11 protein-coding genes are annotated in these 16,896 nt (G+C 62.0%); 8 read left to right on the top strand and 3 right to left on the bottom strand.

All coding sequences use genetic code 11. The annotated features are described in order from the left end of the window. Positions 1–97: 97 nt before the first annotated feature. From FF80_RS13370 to FF80_RS13360, 3 genes are all read right to left on the bottom strand, one after another. Entirely contained in the window at positions 98–709 is a 612-nt protein-coding gene (locus FF80_RS13370) for a LysE family translocator (RefSeq protein ID WP_035101198.1), read from the bottom strand. 62 nt (positions 710–771) lie between these two features. Next, entirely contained in the window at positions 772–1,005 is a 234-nt protein-coding gene (locus tag FF80_RS13365) for a hypothetical protein (RefSeq protein ID WP_035101195.1), read from the bottom strand. Positions 1,006–1,009: 4 nt separating this feature from the next. Further along, positions 1,010–1,951: a nucleoside hydrolase gene (locus FF80_RS13360; RefSeq protein WP_035101192.1), complete on the bottom strand. Its 942-nt coding sequence runs from the start codon at positions 1,949–1,951 to the stop codon at positions 1,010–1,012. A 148-nt stretch (positions 1,952–2,099) separates the two neighbouring features. On the opposite strand from FF80_RS13360, the gene FF80_RS13355 reads away from it, so the two are divergent. From FF80_RS13355 to glgX, 8 genes are all read left to right on the top strand, one after another. Then, positions 2,100–3,356 carry an AI-2E family transporter gene (locus tag FF80_RS13355; protein ID WP_052153551.1) on the top strand — a complete coding sequence of 419 codons (1,257 nt, stop codon included), beginning with the start codon at positions 2,100–2,102 and terminating at the stop codon, positions 3,354–3,356. Positions 3,357–3,436: 80 nt separating this feature from the next. Beyond that, entirely contained in the window at positions 3,437–5,290 is a 1,854-nt protein-coding gene (locus tag FF80_RS13350) for a monovalent cation:proton antiporter-2 (CPA2) family protein (protein ID WP_244445774.1), read from the top strand. Positions 5,291–5,391: 101 nt separating this feature from the next. Then, complete coding sequence (locus tag FF80_RS13345) at positions 5,392–7,869, top strand: glycogen/starch/alpha-glucan phosphorylase (protein ID WP_035101189.1); 2,478 nt, start codon at positions 5,392–5,394, stop codon at positions 7,867–7,869. A gap of 106 nt (positions 7,870–7,975) precedes the next feature. After that, the gene (gene glgB, locus FF80_RS13340) at positions 7,976–10,171 is read left to right on the top strand and encodes a 1,4-alpha-glucan branching protein GlgB (protein WP_244445773.1); all 2,196 of its coding nucleotides are present in this window, start codon (positions 7,976–7,978) and stop codon (positions 10,169–10,171) included. 55 nt (positions 10,172–10,226) lie between these two features. Next, positions 10,227–11,498 carry a glucose-1-phosphate adenylyltransferase gene (glgC, locus tag FF80_RS13335; RefSeq protein ID WP_035101182.1) on the top strand — a complete coding sequence of 424 codons (1,272 nt, stop codon included), beginning with the start codon at positions 10,227–10,229 and terminating at the stop codon, positions 11,496–11,498. Next, positions 11,498–12,958 (top strand): glycogen synthase GlgA, encoded by a 1,461-nt coding sequence (gene glgA / locus FF80_RS13330; protein WP_035101407.1) that lies wholly within the window; start codon positions 11,498–11,500, stop codon positions 12,956–12,958. The genes glgC and glgA overlap by 1 nt, the downstream gene beginning before the upstream one ends. Then, a complete protein-coding gene (locus tag FF80_RS13325) occupies positions 12,939–14,573 on the top strand; it encodes an alpha-D-glucose phosphate-specific phosphoglucomutase (RefSeq protein ID WP_035101180.1) in 1,635 nt (544 codons plus the stop codon). Before glgA ends, FF80_RS13325 begins: the two co-directional genes overlap by 20 nt. Positions 14,574–14,683: 110 nt before the next feature. Next, complete coding sequence (gene glgX / locus FF80_RS13320) at positions 14,684–16,681, top strand: glycogen debranching protein GlgX (RefSeq protein ID WP_035101178.1); 1,998 nt, start codon at positions 14,684–14,686, stop codon at positions 16,679–16,681. Positions 16,682–16,896: the final 215 nt, after the last annotated feature.

The following is a 16,896-nucleotide window of genomic DNA, read 5'->3' as shown; positions in this document are numbered from 1 at the left end:
CTCGTGGTTCGACAGGCTCACCATGAGGCCTGCTGGTAAGGCTGTGTTTTCGCAGTAGACCTCATCCTGAGCTTGTCGAAGGACGAGGCCGTGCCGCCTAATGCTGCCAGACGACCAGGCCGGCGGCGGTGGCCATCATCACGCCGGCTGTCTTGTTGAGGCGGCCAAGGGCCTTGCTGCTCTTGAACATCTCGCGGGCGGCGGAGGCGAGCCAGGCATAGCCGCAGCCGATAATCAGCAGGACCACGATCACGATGGCGGTCAGTTCGGCGAAGGCCACTGGGGTCATCTGGTCGAGCGGGATCACGGTGGGCAGGATGGCGAGGTAGAAGACGATGGTCTTGGGATTGCCCATGGTGAGCGAGAACCCGGCGAGGAAGGTGCGCCAGCCATCTTCGTTCTTGGGCTTCATCTGCTCGGCGCCGGGGCGCGCGGTCCAGAACTTATAGGCGATATAGAGCAGGTAGGCGGCGCCGGCCCAGCGGATGATGGTGAAGACCGGGCCGAACCAGGTGGCGACGGCGGCAAGGCCGAACACTGCGAAGACGAAATAGACCAGATCACCCGCCAGAATTCCGAGCACCATGGGGAAAGCGCCCTTGAACCCGCCGCCGAGGGCGCGGGCGACAACGGCTGCAACGCCGGGGCCGGGCACCAGTACGGCGATGGCATAGGCGATGGTGAAGGTGAGGAGGGTAAAGGGTTCCATGGCAGGTCTCGGTTTGGGAGGCGGACACTACGCTTGCCCGTGCCGGTTGCCAATCGGCTTCTTCAGGAGGACTTCGTGAGATGCCGCCAGATGCGGCGCAGCGTCCGGGCGAGTGTCAGCAGGAGCCAGGTTAGCAGTACGAGGGCAAATACCGATCCTATGATGATCGCGACGGGAATGAGCGCAGTGGCGAGCGAGGTCGGGCCGAGAGGGCCCGGCGTGGGCAGCACGTAGACGGCCCAGCCCACCACCAGCACAAATATTACGGCGCCGAAAAGATAGAGGACCAGGCCCATCGCATCACGGCAGCCGCGCCAGCCGTTCGGTCAGCAGCTTGTAGAACCCATCGGCATTGCCATTGCGCAGATAATTCGCGTTCCTGACCCTGCCGGTAACGTGCCAATAGTCCACCACGGTCATCCCGACCGTCAGCTCGCTCGCCGTTTCGATGGCGACGTTGCAGTAGCGGCCCTCAAACAGGTCCGGCTGCAGCAGATAGGCGATGACTGTGGGGTCGTGCAGGGGCGCGCCGGTCCAGCCGTATTTCTTGAGGTCGAAGGTTTCCGAGAAGGTCAGCATGGCGTGGACTGCCGCGCCGGATGCATTGCCGATGGCCTTGATGGCGGCGAGGCGCTCGGGGGTTGACTGGATCTGGTGGGTCACGTCGAGCGGCAGGATGGTGACGGGGGCGCCGCAGCGCAGCACGACGTCGGCGGCTTCGGGATCGACATAGATGTTGAATTCGGCGGCGGGGGTGATGTTGCCCACCTCGAAATAGGCGCCGCCCATCATGACGATTTCGGCGATGCGATCGGCAATGGCGGGCTGCTTGATCAGCGCCATGGCGATATTGGTCAGCGGCCCCAGGGTGCACAGGGTGATGGTATTGGGCTCGGCGGCCATCAGCGTATTGATGATGTAATCGACGCCATGCAGGCTCTGCAGCGGCATTTGCGGATCGGGCAGGCTGGGACCATCAAGGCCGGTTTCGCCATGCACATGCTCGGCGGTGACCAGGTGCCGGCGCAGCGGGCGGGAGCAGCCGGCATAGACCGGGATGTCGCTGCGGCCGGCCAGTTCCACCACCTTGCGGGCATTGATGGCGTTTTGCGCGACGCCGACATTGCCGGCGACCGCCACCACGGCCAGCACATCGAGTTCGTCCGGGGAGGCCAGCGCCAGCAGGATGGCGACGGCATCGTCCTGGCCGGGATCGGTATCGATGATGATTTTGCGGGACATGTCGGAACCTTGGCGCGTTGAAAACCGGCGCGATGTTATCGGCGGTCATGGCCTGGGTCGACTGGGCATGTGCGGGTTGTGCAAAGGAACGTTTGGGGCGGGTTAACGTTGGTGATGGGCAGGAATTCCCCTGCTGCTGGAAGGCTATATGGCCCGCTCGCCGCGAACGGTTGCAAGCAACGACATGGACGAGAGCCAGTTCGAGCGGATGCTGGGCAATTCCGCCCGCATCGCCATTGTCCTGGTCGGTTTTGCGGTGCTGCTGGTGGTGTTGCAGGAAGGGCGGGTCATTCTGGCGCCGGTTACGCTGGCGATCATTATCGGGCTGATGTTCGGCCCGGTGGCCGATCGGCTCGAGGCCGTTGGCGTGCCGCCGGCTCTATCGGCCGGGGTGGTCGTGCTGCTGCTATTGGCCGTGATTTTCGGCGGGGTGGCGCTGTTTGCCGTGCCGCTGTCGGAATGGGTCGCGCGGGCGCCGGCGATCTGGGAGAAGCTGCAGAACGAGATTTCGGCACTGCGCGAACCGATGGAATCGGTGGCCGCGTTCCAGGAGCAATTGACCTCGCTGTTCGGCAGCGCCTCGGCCATGGCGGTGACGGTGGAGGATGGCGGGCAGGTGATTGGTCTGGCTATGCTGGCGCCGGCCATTGGGGCGCAGGTGCTGATTTTTCTGGCCAGCCTTTATTTCTTCATGGCGACGCGGGATCACATCCGCATTTCAGTGCTGTCGTTGTGTGTCAGCCGGCGCATGCGATGGCGCACGGCGCATGTGTTTCTCGATGTGGAAACCAAGGTCAGCCGCTTTCTGCTGTCGATCACCTTCATCAATTTCTGCGTCGGTTGCGCGGTAACGCTGGCCATGTGGGCCATCGGCATGCCCTCGCCGATCTTGTGGGGCGCCATGGCGGCGGTGCTCAATTACATTCCCTATGTGGGGCAGGGCGTGATGATCCTGGTGCTGCTGGCCGTGGGGCTGGGTACGCAGACGGGGCTCGAAAACATCCTGCTGCCGGTGGGGTGCTATGTGGCGATCAACTTCGTCGAAGGGCAAATCCTGACGCCGCACTTCATCGGGCGGACCATGACGCTCAACCCCTTCATCATCTTCCTGTCGATCACTTTCTGGCTGTGGGCTTGGGGGCCGGTCGGCGGGCTGGTGGCCGTGCCGACGCTGCTGATGGCGCAATCGATTCTCAGCCATGCGGTGCCGACCAAGCCCGTCTTGCCCAAGCGCCCGGTGCGGCGCACGCGGAACATGACCGACCGCGACGAGTTGCTGGCCAATGCCGCGGTGGCCATTCGCGAGCAGGCCGAGGAGCAGAAAAAGCCCGAAAGCAAGCGCAAGAACGAGCGTATGCAGCCCCCCGATGGCACCGCGCCAAGCGGGGCGGAGCCGGCGGCGTGAAGCTGGTTTGCGCGCGCGCTGCTTGACGCGCGGGGGCAGATCGGAACACTGCATAGCCAGGTTCATATTGGGAGAGCGTGGTGGCAGGCGAAGCGGTTGGACACGCGGCAGAAGCCGCATCGCATGGCATCGACCTGCTGCCGGTCGTGGCGCTATTGGCCGCCGGGGTGATTGCGGTGCCACTGTTCAAGCGGCTGGGGTTGGGCTCGGTGCTGGGCTATCTGGCGGCGGGACTGCTGCTGGGGCCATCGGGTCTGGAAGTCATCAACGACCCCGCATCCGTGCTGCATCTGGCCGAACTGGGCGTGGTGATGTTCCTGTTCATCATCGGGCTCGAAATGGAGCCGTCGCGGCTGTGGTCGCTGCGCAAGCAGATTTTCGGGCTTGGCGTCATTCAGGTGGCGGTTTGTGGGGCGCTGCTGACCGGAGTCGGCATCCTGCTCGGCTTTGCGCCCGCCGTGGCCTTCGTGTTCGGCATGGGGTTCGTGCTGACCTCGACCGCCATCGTCATGCAGATCCTGGGCGAGCGGGGCGAGCTATCGAGCGATAGCGGGCAGCGCATGGTGTCCATCCTGCTGCTCGAAGACCTCGCCATCGTGCCGCTTTTGGCGGTGGTCGCGATTCTGGCGCCGACCGGTGGCGAGGAGACGCTGGTCAGCCGGCTAACCGGCATTGCCATCGCGCTGGGCGCCATCGGCCTGCTGATTTTCCTCGGCCGGCGCATCATGAACCCGTTCTTTTCGCTCCTGGCCTCGACCAAGCTGCGCGAGGTGATGACAGCTGCCGCATTGCTGGTCGTGCTGGGCGCGGCCTTGCTGTTCCAGGTCAGCGGGCTCTCCATGGCCATGGGGGCGTTCCTGGCCGGGGTGCTGCTGTCGACCTCGACCTTCCGGCATCAGCTCGAGGCCGATGTGGAGCCGTTCCGCGGCATCCTGCTTGGCCTGTTCTTCCTGGCCGTCGGCATGTCGCTTGACCTCGTGATCGTGCTGCAGAACTGGGGCATTATCGCCATCAGCGTGGTGGCCTATATGCTGGTCAAGGCGGGGGCGATCTACCTCATCGCACGGGTCCTCAAATCGAGCCATGGCGAAGCGCTGGAGCGCGCCGTGCTGATGGGGCAGGGCGGCGAATTCGCCTTCGTGCTTTACACCACCGCTGCTACCGCCGGGCTGATCGACGGGCCGACCAATGCGATCTTTACGGCCACCGTCATCATCTCGATGGTGCTGACGCCGTTCTTCATCATCGGGCTGCGCTATGTGCTACCCAAGGAGGAGACGCAGTCGATGGAGGGTGTGGAAAAGGCCGATGGGCTATCAGGCAAGATTCTCATCATCGGCTTTGGGCGCTTCGGACAAATTGCCAGCCAGCCGCTGCTGGCCATGCACCATTCGGTGTCGATCATCGACAATGATACCGAGATGGTTCGGGTCGCCGCGCAGATCGGCTTCAAGGTCTATTATGGGGACGGCACGAGGCTCGATATCCTGCGTGCCGCGGGCGCTGGTACTGCCGACGTGATCCTGATCTGCACCGACAAGCGGGAGCAGACCACTCGTATCGCCGAATTGCTGCGCGATGAATTTCCGCTGGTGCGGGTGATGGCGCGCGCCTTTGACCGCGGCCATGCCATGGAGCTGATCAAGGCTGGGGTGGAATATCAGCTGCGCGAGATGTTCGAATCCGCGCTGACCTTTGGCGGCGACGTGATCAAGATGCTGGGCGCAACCGACGAGGAGGCCGCCGAGGTGGTGGAGGGTGTGCGTGACCGCGACCGGCAGCGCTTCGAGATGCAACTGGCCGGCGCGGATCAACTGGCGGGCAGCCGCCTGCTGCTCAGCAATGCGCGCGACCAGGCCCGCGAAGGCGGGGTGGTGCTGACGGAAGAGGCGGTGGAGGACACTATCGCCAAGAGTACGCAGCCTGCGTCCTAGACATGGAAGGACTGCGCGAGGGGGCTTCCGCCTGCCCAAATTAAGTGCAATGCTTGAGCATAACAGAGGGGAACTGTTCGTCATGAAAACTGGGTTGCGATATGCCGCAAAAGCCAATCGTTTACGACGCGCCTACCCTCGAACGCCCTGCAGCAACAGTTGAGGCCATCCAGGGCGAGATCCTCGAAAGACTGATCTATTCCGTCGGCAAGGACCCGATCGTTGCGCGGCCGCATGATTGGCTGGCGGCAACAATTCTGGCGGTGCGCGACCGCGTGATGGACCTCTGGATGGAGTCCTCGCGCGAGACATGGCGGACCTCCAACAAGCGGGTTTACTACCTCAGCCTCGAATTCCTGATCGGCCGGCTCATGCGCGATGCCATGAGCAATGTCGGGCTGATGGAGCCGGTGCGCGATGCGCTCAAGAATCTCAATGTCGATCTGGGTGAACTGATCAATCTCGAGCCAGACGCGGCCTTGGGCAATGGCGGCCTGGGCCGGCTGGCGGCGTGTTTTCTTGAATCCATGTCGTCGGTGAAAATTCCGGCCTATGGCTATGGCATCCGCTATGTGCATGGCCTGTTCCGCCAGGAAATGAGCGAAGGCTGGCAGGTCGAGCTGCCCGAGGAATGGCTGGCGCATGGCAATCCCTGGGAATTCGAGCGCCGCGAAAGCGCCTATGAGATCGGGTTTGGCGGCCATGTCGAGCCGGTCACCGATCCCGATGGCAGCGTGCGGCAGGAATGGCGGCCTAACGACCATCTGCTCGCCGTGGCCTATGACACCCCCATTGTGGGCTGGCGCGGGGCGCGGGTGAATACGCTGCGGCTGTGGAGCGCGCAGCCCATCGATCCCATCCTGCTCGACAAGTTCAATTCAGGCGACCATATCGGCGCGCTGGAAGAAAGCGCGCGGGCCGAGGCCATTACGCGGGTTCTTTACCCAGCCGATTCAACGGCGGCGGGCCAGGAATTGCGGTTGCGGCAGGAGTTTTTCTTCTCCTCCGCATCGCTGCAGGACATCGTGCGACGGCATCTGCAGCAATATGGCGATCTGGGTTCGCTGCCCGACAAGGTGGCCATCCAGCTCAACGACACGCATCCCTCGATCTCGATTGCCGAGCTGATGCGCATCCTGATCGACGACAATGGGCTCAAATGGGCCGATGCCTGGAAGCTGACGCGCGGCACGTTTGGCTATACCAACCACACGCTCTTGCCCGAGGCGCTGGAAAGCTGGCCGGTGGCGTTGTTGGAGCGGCTGCTGCCGCGCCATATGCAGATCATCTACCAGATCAATGCCGATGTGCTGGCCGAGGCGCGGCAGCGGGCCAAGTTCAACGATGCGCAGATCGCCAATGTCTCGCTGATCGACGAAGCCGGCGGTCGCCGTGTACGCATGGGGCAACTGGCTTTCGTGGGGTCGCACTCGATCAATGGCGTGTCGGCGCTGCATACCGAATTGATGAAGCAGACGGTGTTTTCCGACCTGCACAAGCTCTACCCCGACCGCATCAACAACAAGACCAATGGCATTACCCCGCGCCGCTGGCTGATGCAGTGCAATCCCGCGCTGACCAAGCTGATTGGCGAACGGATCGGCCTGGACTTTTTGGATGACATCGATCTGCTGCAGGGCCTCAAGGCGCATGCCGAAGACCCGGGTTTTCAGGCGCAGTTCGCCGCCGTCAAAACCGCCAACAAGCAGCGGCTGGCCAAGCTGATCAAGGATCGGATGGGCATTACGGTGTCGTCGGACGCGCTGTTCGATGTGCAGATCAAGCGCATCCACGAATATAAGCGCCAGCTGCTCAACATTATTCAAGCCGTTGCCGCCTATGATGAAATTCGCGCGCATCCGGAACGCGAATATGTTCCGCGCGTCAAGATTTTCGCAGGCAAGGCGGCTCCGGGCTATTGGAACGCCAAGCTCATCATCAAGCTGATCAATGACGTCGCCAAGGTCATCAATCACGACCCGGCGGTGCGGGGTCTGCTCAAGGTGGTGTTCCTGCCCAATTACAATGTGAGCCTGGCCGAAGTGATCGTTCCCGCCGCCGATTTGTCCGAGCAGATTTCGACTGCGGGCATGGAAGCATCGGGCACGGGCAATATGAAATTCATGGCCAATGGCGCCATCACCATCGGCACGATGGACGGCGCCAATGTGGAAATGCACAAGGAAGTTGGGGCCGACAATATCGTCATTTTCGGGCTGTCCACCGAAGAGGTGAACGATACGCGCGCCAAGGGCGACTTGCCGAAGGACGCCATCGAGGCCTCGCCACGGCTCAAGGAAGCGCTGGAATCGATCTCCACGGGCGTGTTCTCGCCCGATGATCCGAACCGTTATCGCGATCTGATCGGCGGGCTGTATGACCATGACTGGTTCATGGTGGCTCGCGATTTCGACGCCTATGTCGCGGCACAGGCCCAGGTGGACGCGCTGTGGAACGACAAGCACCACTGGAACGCTGTTGCCATCCGCAATACGGCGAGCGTCGGGTTCTTCTCCTCGGATCGCACTATTAGGCAATATGCCAAGAATATCTGGGGCGTTACGGCGACCCCGGCGTGAAGGTGAGCCGCGAGGTACCCGGCAGGCAAGATCGGGCTCGCTTGATGTTTGAATCTGGAACCCGCGGGGCCATAGGCCCGCAGGTGGTTCACGGGGGGACGTGCGTGTGACCAAGGAAATCTGGCAGGCCGACAGCAGGGACGTCGACGCCATCGTCAATGGCCGCCATGCCGATCCCTTTGCCTTTCTGGGGCTGCAGGAGGTCGCGGGCAATTGGGTGCTGCGCGCGTTCATTCCGCATGCCGAAATGGTGACGGCCCACGCCCTGGACGGCACTGAGTTGGGGCATCTGTTCCCGCGTCATCCGAGCGGCTTTTTTGAAGGCAAGGTGAGTGTCGACAAGCGCCAGCCGATCCGCTACCGCGCCAGGAATGCCGGCGGCGAATGGGATGTCTACGACCCCTATTCCTTCGGCCCAGTGCTGGGGCCGATGGACGATTACTATATCGGGGAAGGCAGTCATCTGCGGCTATTCGACAAGCTGGGCGCCCACGAAATGGAATTCGAGGGCATCCATGGCACCCATTTCGCCGTCTGGGCGCCCAATGCCAAGCGCGTCAGCGTGGTCGGCCCGTTCAACGAATGGGACGGGCGGCGCAATCCGATGCGCAATCGCTTCGAGACCGGCATCTGGGAAGTGTTTGTACCGATCCTGGGGACCGGCACGCTGTATAAATTCGAGATTGTCGGGCCCGATGGGGTGGTGTTGCCGCTCAAGGCAGACCCCTATGCGCGGCAGTCCGAACTCCGGCCACGCACGGCTTCGGTCGTGCCCGATCCGACCCCGTTCACCTGGAGCGATGCCAAATATATCGAGGAGCGGGCGACCCACGATTGGCGGCGCACGCCGATGTCGATCTATGAGGTGCATCTGGGGAGCTGGCGCCGCCGGCCCGATGGCGGCTTCCTGACCTATGATCAACTGGCCGAACAGCTCGTGCCCTATGCGGCCGATATGGGCTATACCCATATCGAATTGCTGCCGATCAGCGAGCATCCGTTCGATCCGAGCTGGGGCTACCAGCCCACCGGGCTCTATTCGCCCACGGCGCGCTTCGGCGATCCGGCGGCGTTTGCCCGCTTCGTCAATGCGGCGCATGAGGCGGGGCTGGGCATAATCCTTGATTGGGTGCCGGCGCATTTCCCCACTGATGCGCATGGCCTGGCCCATTTCGATGGCACCGCGCTTTATGAGCATGCCGATCCGCGGCAGGGTTATCACCCGGACTGGAACACCGCGATCTACAATTTCGGGCGCAAGGAAGTGGTGAGCTTCCTCGTTAATAACGCGCTCTATTGGCTGGAGAAATTCCATATTGACGGGCTGCGCGTCGATGCGGTCGCCTCGATGCTTTATCTGGATTATTCGCGCAAAGCCGGGCAATGGGTACCCAACCAGCATGGTGGCAATGAAAACCTCGAAGCTGTCGAATTCCTGCGCCGGGTGAATACGGAAGCCTATCGGCTGCATCCCGGCACGTTCATGATTGCCGAGGAATCCACCGCCTGGCCCGGCGTCAGCCAACCTGCCTATACGGGCGGGCTGGGCTTCGGCTTCAAGTGGAATATGGGCTTCATGAACGATACGCTGCGCTTCATGAGCCGCGAGCCGGTGCATCGCAAATTCCACCATAACGACATGACCTTCGGCGCGGTCTATGCCTTTTCGGAAAATTTCGTGCTGCCGCTGAGCCATGACGAAGTGGTGCATGGCAAGGGCTCGTTGCTGGAGAAGATGCCGGGCGACGACTGGCAGAAATTTGCCAATCTGCGGGCCTATTACGCCTTCATGTGGGGGCATCCGGGCAAGAAGTTGCTGTTCATGGGCCAGGAATTCGCCCAGCGCGAGGAATGGGCCGATGGCAAAGCGCTCGATTGGTATCTGCTCGACGCCGGCATGCATGAAGGCATGCGCCGGCTGATTGCTGACCTGAACCTGGCCTATCGCCAATTGCCGGCGCTCTATGAGCGCGATTGCGAGCCGGATGGCTTTGAATGGGTGATCGGCAATGATCACGCCAATTCGGTGCTGGCCTGGTTGCGCAAGGCGCCGGGGGCCGATCCGGTTCTCGTCGTCTCTAATTTCACGCCAGTGCCACGTAGCGGGTACAAAATCCCCATGCCGCATGCCGGCAAGTGGGTGGAGCGCATCAATACCGATGCCGGTTGGTATTCGGGATCCAACACGGGCAACCAGGGTGCCGTGGAGGCCTATGCTGTTGAGGGGCAGTATTGGCCGGCGGAGGCAGAGCTATACCTGCCGCCGTTGTCGACGCTGTTCTTGAAATTCGAGCCCGAATGATCGGGCGTGAGGGATACGTCCCGGATCAATCCGGGCGACGCGTGGAGGGTTAGAAATGGCAGACTATAGAATTCCATCACCATTGGCCCGCGAGGCCATGGCCTATGTGCTTGCGGGGGGGCGCGGCACGAGACTCATGGAACTGACGGACCGGCGTGCCAAGCCGGCGGTGTATTTTGGCGGCAAGTCCCGCATTATCGATTTTGCGCTATCCAATGCCATCAATTCAGGGATTCGCCGGATTTCGGTGGCGACGCAATATCAGGCTCATAGCCTGATCCGCCACCTGTCGCGTGGCTGGAACTTTTTGCGCCAGGAACGTAACGAGAGTTTCGATGTGCTGCCCGCCAGCCAGCGCGTGGCCGAGGACATGTGGTATGCCGGCACGGCCGATGCCGTGTACCAGAACATGGACATTATCGAGGATTACGGCGCCCGCTATATCGTGATCCTGGCCGGCGACCACATCTACAAGATGGACTATGAAATCATGCTGCGCCAGCATGTGGATACCGGCGCCGATGTTACCATCGGGTGCCTGGAAGTGCCGCGCATGGAGGCTACCGGCTTCGGCGTGATGGCGGTGGATGGGCGCGATCGGGTCATCGACTTTGTGGAAAAGCCCAAGGACCCGCCGGGCATTCCGGATAATCCGAACATGGCTTTGGCCTCGATGGGCATTTATGTGTTCGAGACGCGGTTCCTGATGGAGCAATTGCGGCGCGACGCCGCGACCGAGGGTTCGAGCCGCGATTTCGGCAAGGACATTATCCCCTATATCGTCAAGAACGGCACGGCCTGGGCGCATCGCTTCAACCGCTCCTGCGTCCGCTCAAGCAAGGAAGAGGTCAGCTATTGGCGCGATGTCGGCACGATCGATGCCTATTGGAAGGCGAGCATCGATCTGACCGATATCGAGCCGCAACTCGATCTCTACGATCGTGACTGGCCGATCTGGACCTATGCCGAGATCACGCCGCCGGCCAAGTTCGTGCATGATTTCGATGGGCGGCGCGGCTCGGCGGTCAATTCGCTGGTGTCGGGCGATTGCATCATTTCGGGCGGGCATTTGCAGCGTACGCTGCTCTCGACCGGTTCGCGCGTGCATTCCTATTCCGAGCTGCATGAGGCCGTCGTGCTGCCCTATTGCGATATCGGGCGCAGCGCGCGGCTCAAGAAAGTGGTGATCGATCGCGGCGTCAATATTCCCGAAGGACTGGTGGTCGGGGACGATCCCGAGTTTGACGCCAAATGGTTCAGACGCACCGATGATGGGGTGACGCTGATCACGCAGGCCATGATCAACAAATATCTGGCGAGCCGATGATCGAAGTCCTCTCGGTTGCTTCCGAGCTCTATCCGCTGATCAAGACAGGCGGTCTTGCCGATGTCACCGGGGCACTCCCCGGTGCCTTGGCGCAAAGCGGCATAACCATGCGCACCCTGGTGCCGGGCTATCCGGCGGTAATGGGCAAACTGACCGGTGGGCGGGTCGTGGCTGAGATCGCCGACCTGTTCGGCGTGCCGGCCAAGCTCATTGCCGGGCGGGTCGCAGGGCTCGACATCATCGTCATCGAAGCGCCCGCGCTTTATGACCGGCCGGGAAATCCCTATGTCAGCCCCGATGGCTGGGACTGGTCGGACAATTGGAAGCGCTTCGCCGCCCTGAGTTGGGTGGCCGCTGAGCTGGGGCAGGGGCTGGTCGAGGGCTATCAGCCCCAGATCATCCATGCGCATGACTGGCAGGGGGGGCTGGCGCCTGCCTATGTCAAATATGGCCCATCCGACCGCGTCAAAACGGTGATGACCGTCCACAACATGGCGTTCAAGGGGTTCTTCGGACCCGAGATTTTCTCGCAGCTGCGGCTGCCGCCGCATGCCTATGGGGTCAACGGCGTCGAATATTATGGCGGCATTTCCTATCTCAAATCGGGCATGGAATGCGCCGATTACGTCACCACGGTCAGCCCCAATTATGCTGACGAAATCCGCACGCCAGCGTTTGGCATGGGGCTCGAAGGCCTGCTCAACGGCCGGGCCGATACGGTGCTGGGTATTCTCAACGGCATCGACATCACCGCCTGGGATCCGGCGGCGGACAAGGCGCTGGCCCAGCCCTACGGCATCAACACGACCCATCTGCGCCGTGCCAACAAGCTGGCGGTGGCCGATCGGTTCGCGCTTGATGGCGTCGATGGTCCGCTGTTTTGCGTGGTCAGCCGGCTGACCGACCAGAAGGGCATGGACCTGCTGCTGCAGATCGTGGACGGAATGGTCGATCTGGGCGCGCGGCTTGCCGTGCTGGGGTCGGGCGAGGGCTTTATCGAGGATGGCTTCCGCTATGCCTCGGCCCGCCATCCGGGCAAGGTTTCGATCATCACCGGCTATAACGAAGATCTCTCCCATCTGATGCAAGGAGGGTGCGACGCAATCCTGATCCCGTCCCGGTTCGAGCCCTGCGGGCTGACCCAGCTTTATGGGTTGCGCTATGGCTGCGTGCCGGTGGTCAGCCGCATTGGCGGGCTGGCCGATACGGTGATCGATGCCAATCCGGCCGCAATTGCCGCCGAAGTTGCAACTGGCGTCATGTTCGACGCCGGCAGCGCGCATGCGCTGTACGAAGCCATCCGGCGCACTGTCCGGCTTTATGCCAATGACAAGCTCTGGAAGAAAATCCAACGGCGGGGAATGAAGTCGGATGTTTCCTGGGAAACCAGCGCAGCACGCTATGCCGACCTCTACGCCACCCTTATCGGGCAGAAGACAGATGACAGTTCAGACGATTAAGACCACTCCTTTTGGTGACCAGAAGCCCGGCACATCCGGCCTGCGCAAGCGGGTGACGGTGTGGCAGCAGCCCAATTACGTCGAGAACTATATCCAGGCCATCTTCGACAGCCTCGAAGGCTTTGAAGGCCAGACGCTGGTAATCGGGGGGGACGGCCGGTTCTACAATGACGTGGCCATCCAGAAGGCCATCCGTATCGCTGCGGCCAATGGTTTCGGCAAGGTGTTGGTGGGGCAGAATGGCCTGCTGTCGACGCCGGCCGCGAGCCACGTAATCCGCCACCACAAGGCGTATGGCGGGCTGGTGCTGTCGGCCAGCCACAATCCGGGCGGGCCGGATGGCGATTTCGGCATCAAGTACAATATCGGCAATGGCGGGCCGGCGCCCGAGAAGATTACCGATGCGGTGTTCGAGCGGACCAAGGTGATCGACAGCTTCAAAAGCGTCGATGCGCCCGATATCGCGCTGGGGCAGATCGGCACCCAGCAGGTCGGCAGCATGGTGGTCGAGGTCATCGATCCGGTGACCGATTATGCGGCGCTGATGGAGACGCTGTTCGATTTCCCGGCGATCCGCGTGCTGTTCGCCTCCGGCTTCACCATGACGTTCGATGCGATGCATGCCATTACCGGCCCCTATGCCCATGCCATTCTCGAAGGCAAGCTCGGCGCGGCCAAGGGGACGGTGGTCAATGGCACGCCATCGCCCGATTTCGGCAAGGGCCACCCAGATCCGAACCTGGTCTATTGCAAGGACATGTTCGACCTGCTGATGACGCCGGAGGGCCCCGATTTCGGTGCCGCATCGGATGGCGACGGGGACCGTAACCTGATCATCGGCAAGAACCGGTTCGTGACGCCTTCGGATTCTTTGGCGCTGCTTGCCGCCAATGCGCATCTGGCGCCGGGCTACAAGGCTGGTATTGCCGGCATTGCCCGCTCGATGCCGACCAGCGCCGCTGCCGATCGCGTCGCCGAAAAGCTGGGCATCGAGATGCACGAAACCCCGACCGGCTGGAAGTTCTTCGGCAACCTGCTCGATGCCGGCCGCGTCACCATTTGCGGCGAGGAGAGCGCCGGCACGGGCTCCAACCATGTTCGCGAGAAGGATGGTCTATGGGCCGTATTGCTCTGGCTCAATATCATTGCCGCGCGCAAGCAGGGGGTCGACCAGATCGTGCGCGAGCATTGGGCCACCTATGGCCGCAACTACTATACCCGCCACGATTATGAAGAGGTCGATGCTTCCATTGCCGGCAAGCTGGTCGATGACCTGCGCGCGCAATTGCCCGCGCTGCCGGGCAAGGTTTTCGGGGAAGACCTGCAAATCGCCTATGCCGATGATTTCACCTATCACGACCCGGTGGATGGCTCGACTAGCGCCAAGCAGGGCGTACGCATCGGGTTCACCGATGGGTCGCGCATCGTATTGCGGTTGAGCGGAACGGGCACGGTTGGTGCCACGTTGCGGCTCTACCTTGAACGTTATGAGGCCGCCGACGGACGGCATGACCTGGATACCCAACTGGCGCTTGAGCCGCTGATCGCGCTGTCCGAGACCCTGGCGGGGATCAAGCAGCGCACCGGGCGTGAGCAGCCCAGCGTCATTACCTGAACGTCGGGCGAATTGACGAAATCAAATCGCCGGCTCTAGATTTTTGTAGTTGCATGTGTTCCGCGAGGGCCGGTTTCGGTGCTCGGGCATGCCTTGATATTGGACGACCCATGAAACCAGAACTGGTCCCCAATGGCGGGACGACAGATCGGCTTGGTGCAACGCTCACAGCGGAGGGCGTCAATTTTGCCGTCTATTCCGAAAGCGCTTCGGCAATCTGGGTGTCGGTGTTCAACGAGCAGGACGAGGAAACCGGCCGCTTCGAACTGGATGTTCACCGCGATCATGTGCATGCGGGGCTCGTGGCCGGGCTAGGCGCCGGCACACGCTATGGGTTGCGCGCCGATGGCGAATACAATCCCGACCAGGGGCTGTTCTTTGATCCGCAAAAGCTGCTGGTCGATCCCTATGCCAAGCGGCTCGACCGGGTTTTCGTGCGCTCACCCCGGCTGCGGCTGGATCGCGCCGAGGCGGTGGATACCGCGCCATTGGTGCCCAAGGCCATTGTCGTCACGCCCAATGACGAATTGATACTGCCGCGCAAGAAGGCGCCGGGGCTGTTCTACGAAATGAATGTGCGTGGCTATACCATGCGCCATCCCAGCGTGCAGGGGCCGTTGCGTGGCACCGTGGCGGCGCTGACCACGCAGCGGGTGATCGACCATCTCAAATTCATTGGCGTCGATACGCTGCAATTGATGCCGACGGCCGCCTGGATTGACGAAGGGCATTTGCCGGCATTGGGGCTGACCAATGCCTGGGGCTATAATCCGGTGGTCTATTCGGCCATCGATCCGCGCCTGGCGCCGCGGGGCCCGCATGAATTGCGCAACATGACCGATCTCTACCGCAAGAACGGCATCTCGGTGATCCTCGACGTGGTCTATAACCACACCGGGGAAGGGGATTCCGATGGCCCGCTGCTCAGCCTGATGGGGCTGGATGCCAAGACCTATTACCGGTTCGTCGAAGTCGACGGCAAACAGCACCTGGTCAACGATACCGGCACGGGCAACACGCTGCGCTGCGATCATCCGGCCGTGCAGCGGCTGGTGATCGACAGCCTGCGTTACTGGGTCGAGGAAATGGGCGTTTCCGGCTTCCGCTTCGATCTGGCCACCGTGCTGGGCCGCGAGCCAGGGTTCAATCCCAATGCGGAAATGCTCAAGAAGATCAAGGCCGATCCGGTGCTGAGCCAGTGCATCCTGGTTGCCGAGCCATGGGATCCGGGTCCGGGCGGCTATCACCTTGGCCAGTTCGGCAAGGAATTCAAAGAGCACAACGATACCTATCGTGACGAAATTCGCGGCTTTTGGCGGGGCGAGGACGGCAAGATCGGTGCGCTCGCGGGCAAGGTCGCCGGCTCGGCCGAGATTTTCGATAGTGCGGGGCGCAAGCCCAGCCATGGCGTCAACATGCTGGCCGTGCATGACGGCTTCACCCTGCGCGATCTGGTCAGCTATAGCGACAAGCACAACGAGGCCAATGGCGAGGGCAATCGCGACGGGCATAACCACAACCAGTCATGGAATTGCGGCGTCGAGGGCGAGACGGACGATGCGGCCATCAATGCGGCGCGCAAGCGCGACGTGCGGGCGCTGCTGGCCACGCTGTTCCTGTCGCGCGGTACTCCGCTGTTGCAGCAGGGCGATGAAATGTTCCGCACCCAGCGGGGCAATAACAATGCCTATGCGCAGGACAATGAAATCACCTGGCTCGATTGGGAAGCCGCCGATGGCGACCTGGTGGATTTCGTCGCCGCCGTGAACGGCTTCCGCAAGGCGCATTCGGCGCTGACCCATGACCATTTTCTCACCGGCCAGGACAAGAATGGCGTGCGCGACGTGGTCTGGCTGCATCCGGACGGGCGCGAAATGAATGAAGGCGACTGGCGCGATTCCGCTGCCTCAGTGCTGGGCATGCATCTGATCAACAAGGACGATCAGGTGCTGGTCTGGTTCAATCGCCGTACCGAACCGGTGGTGGCGCGCCTGCCCGAGGGCAATTGGGCGGTGGGCATCCAATCGGACAATACAGCCGAAGTGGCGTTTTCCGAGGGCACGGCGACACTGACGCCGCGTTCGGTGGTGGCGCTGGTGCGGGCGTGATCAATCGCTCACTTCAGTAGACCTCGTCCTGATCCTTCGACAAGCTCAGGATGTCGAAGGGCGAGGTCGTGCACACTTGCCTCCACTCGCTCGACCTCGTGGTTCGACAAGCTCACCATGAGGTCTTCGATGCAGCACCACCGCAAAGCCGTAATTGCGCCCGGACAATTCCATCAATTGCCCGGAAATTTGCCGCGACGGACGCGCAGCTTGGA

The organism is Devosia sp. LC5 (assembly GCF_000735585.1).
Classification (GTDB): Bacteria; Pseudomonadota; Alphaproteobacteria; order Rhizobiales; family Devosiaceae; genus Devosia.
This window is presented reverse-complemented; position numbering and strand designations above follow the sequence as displayed.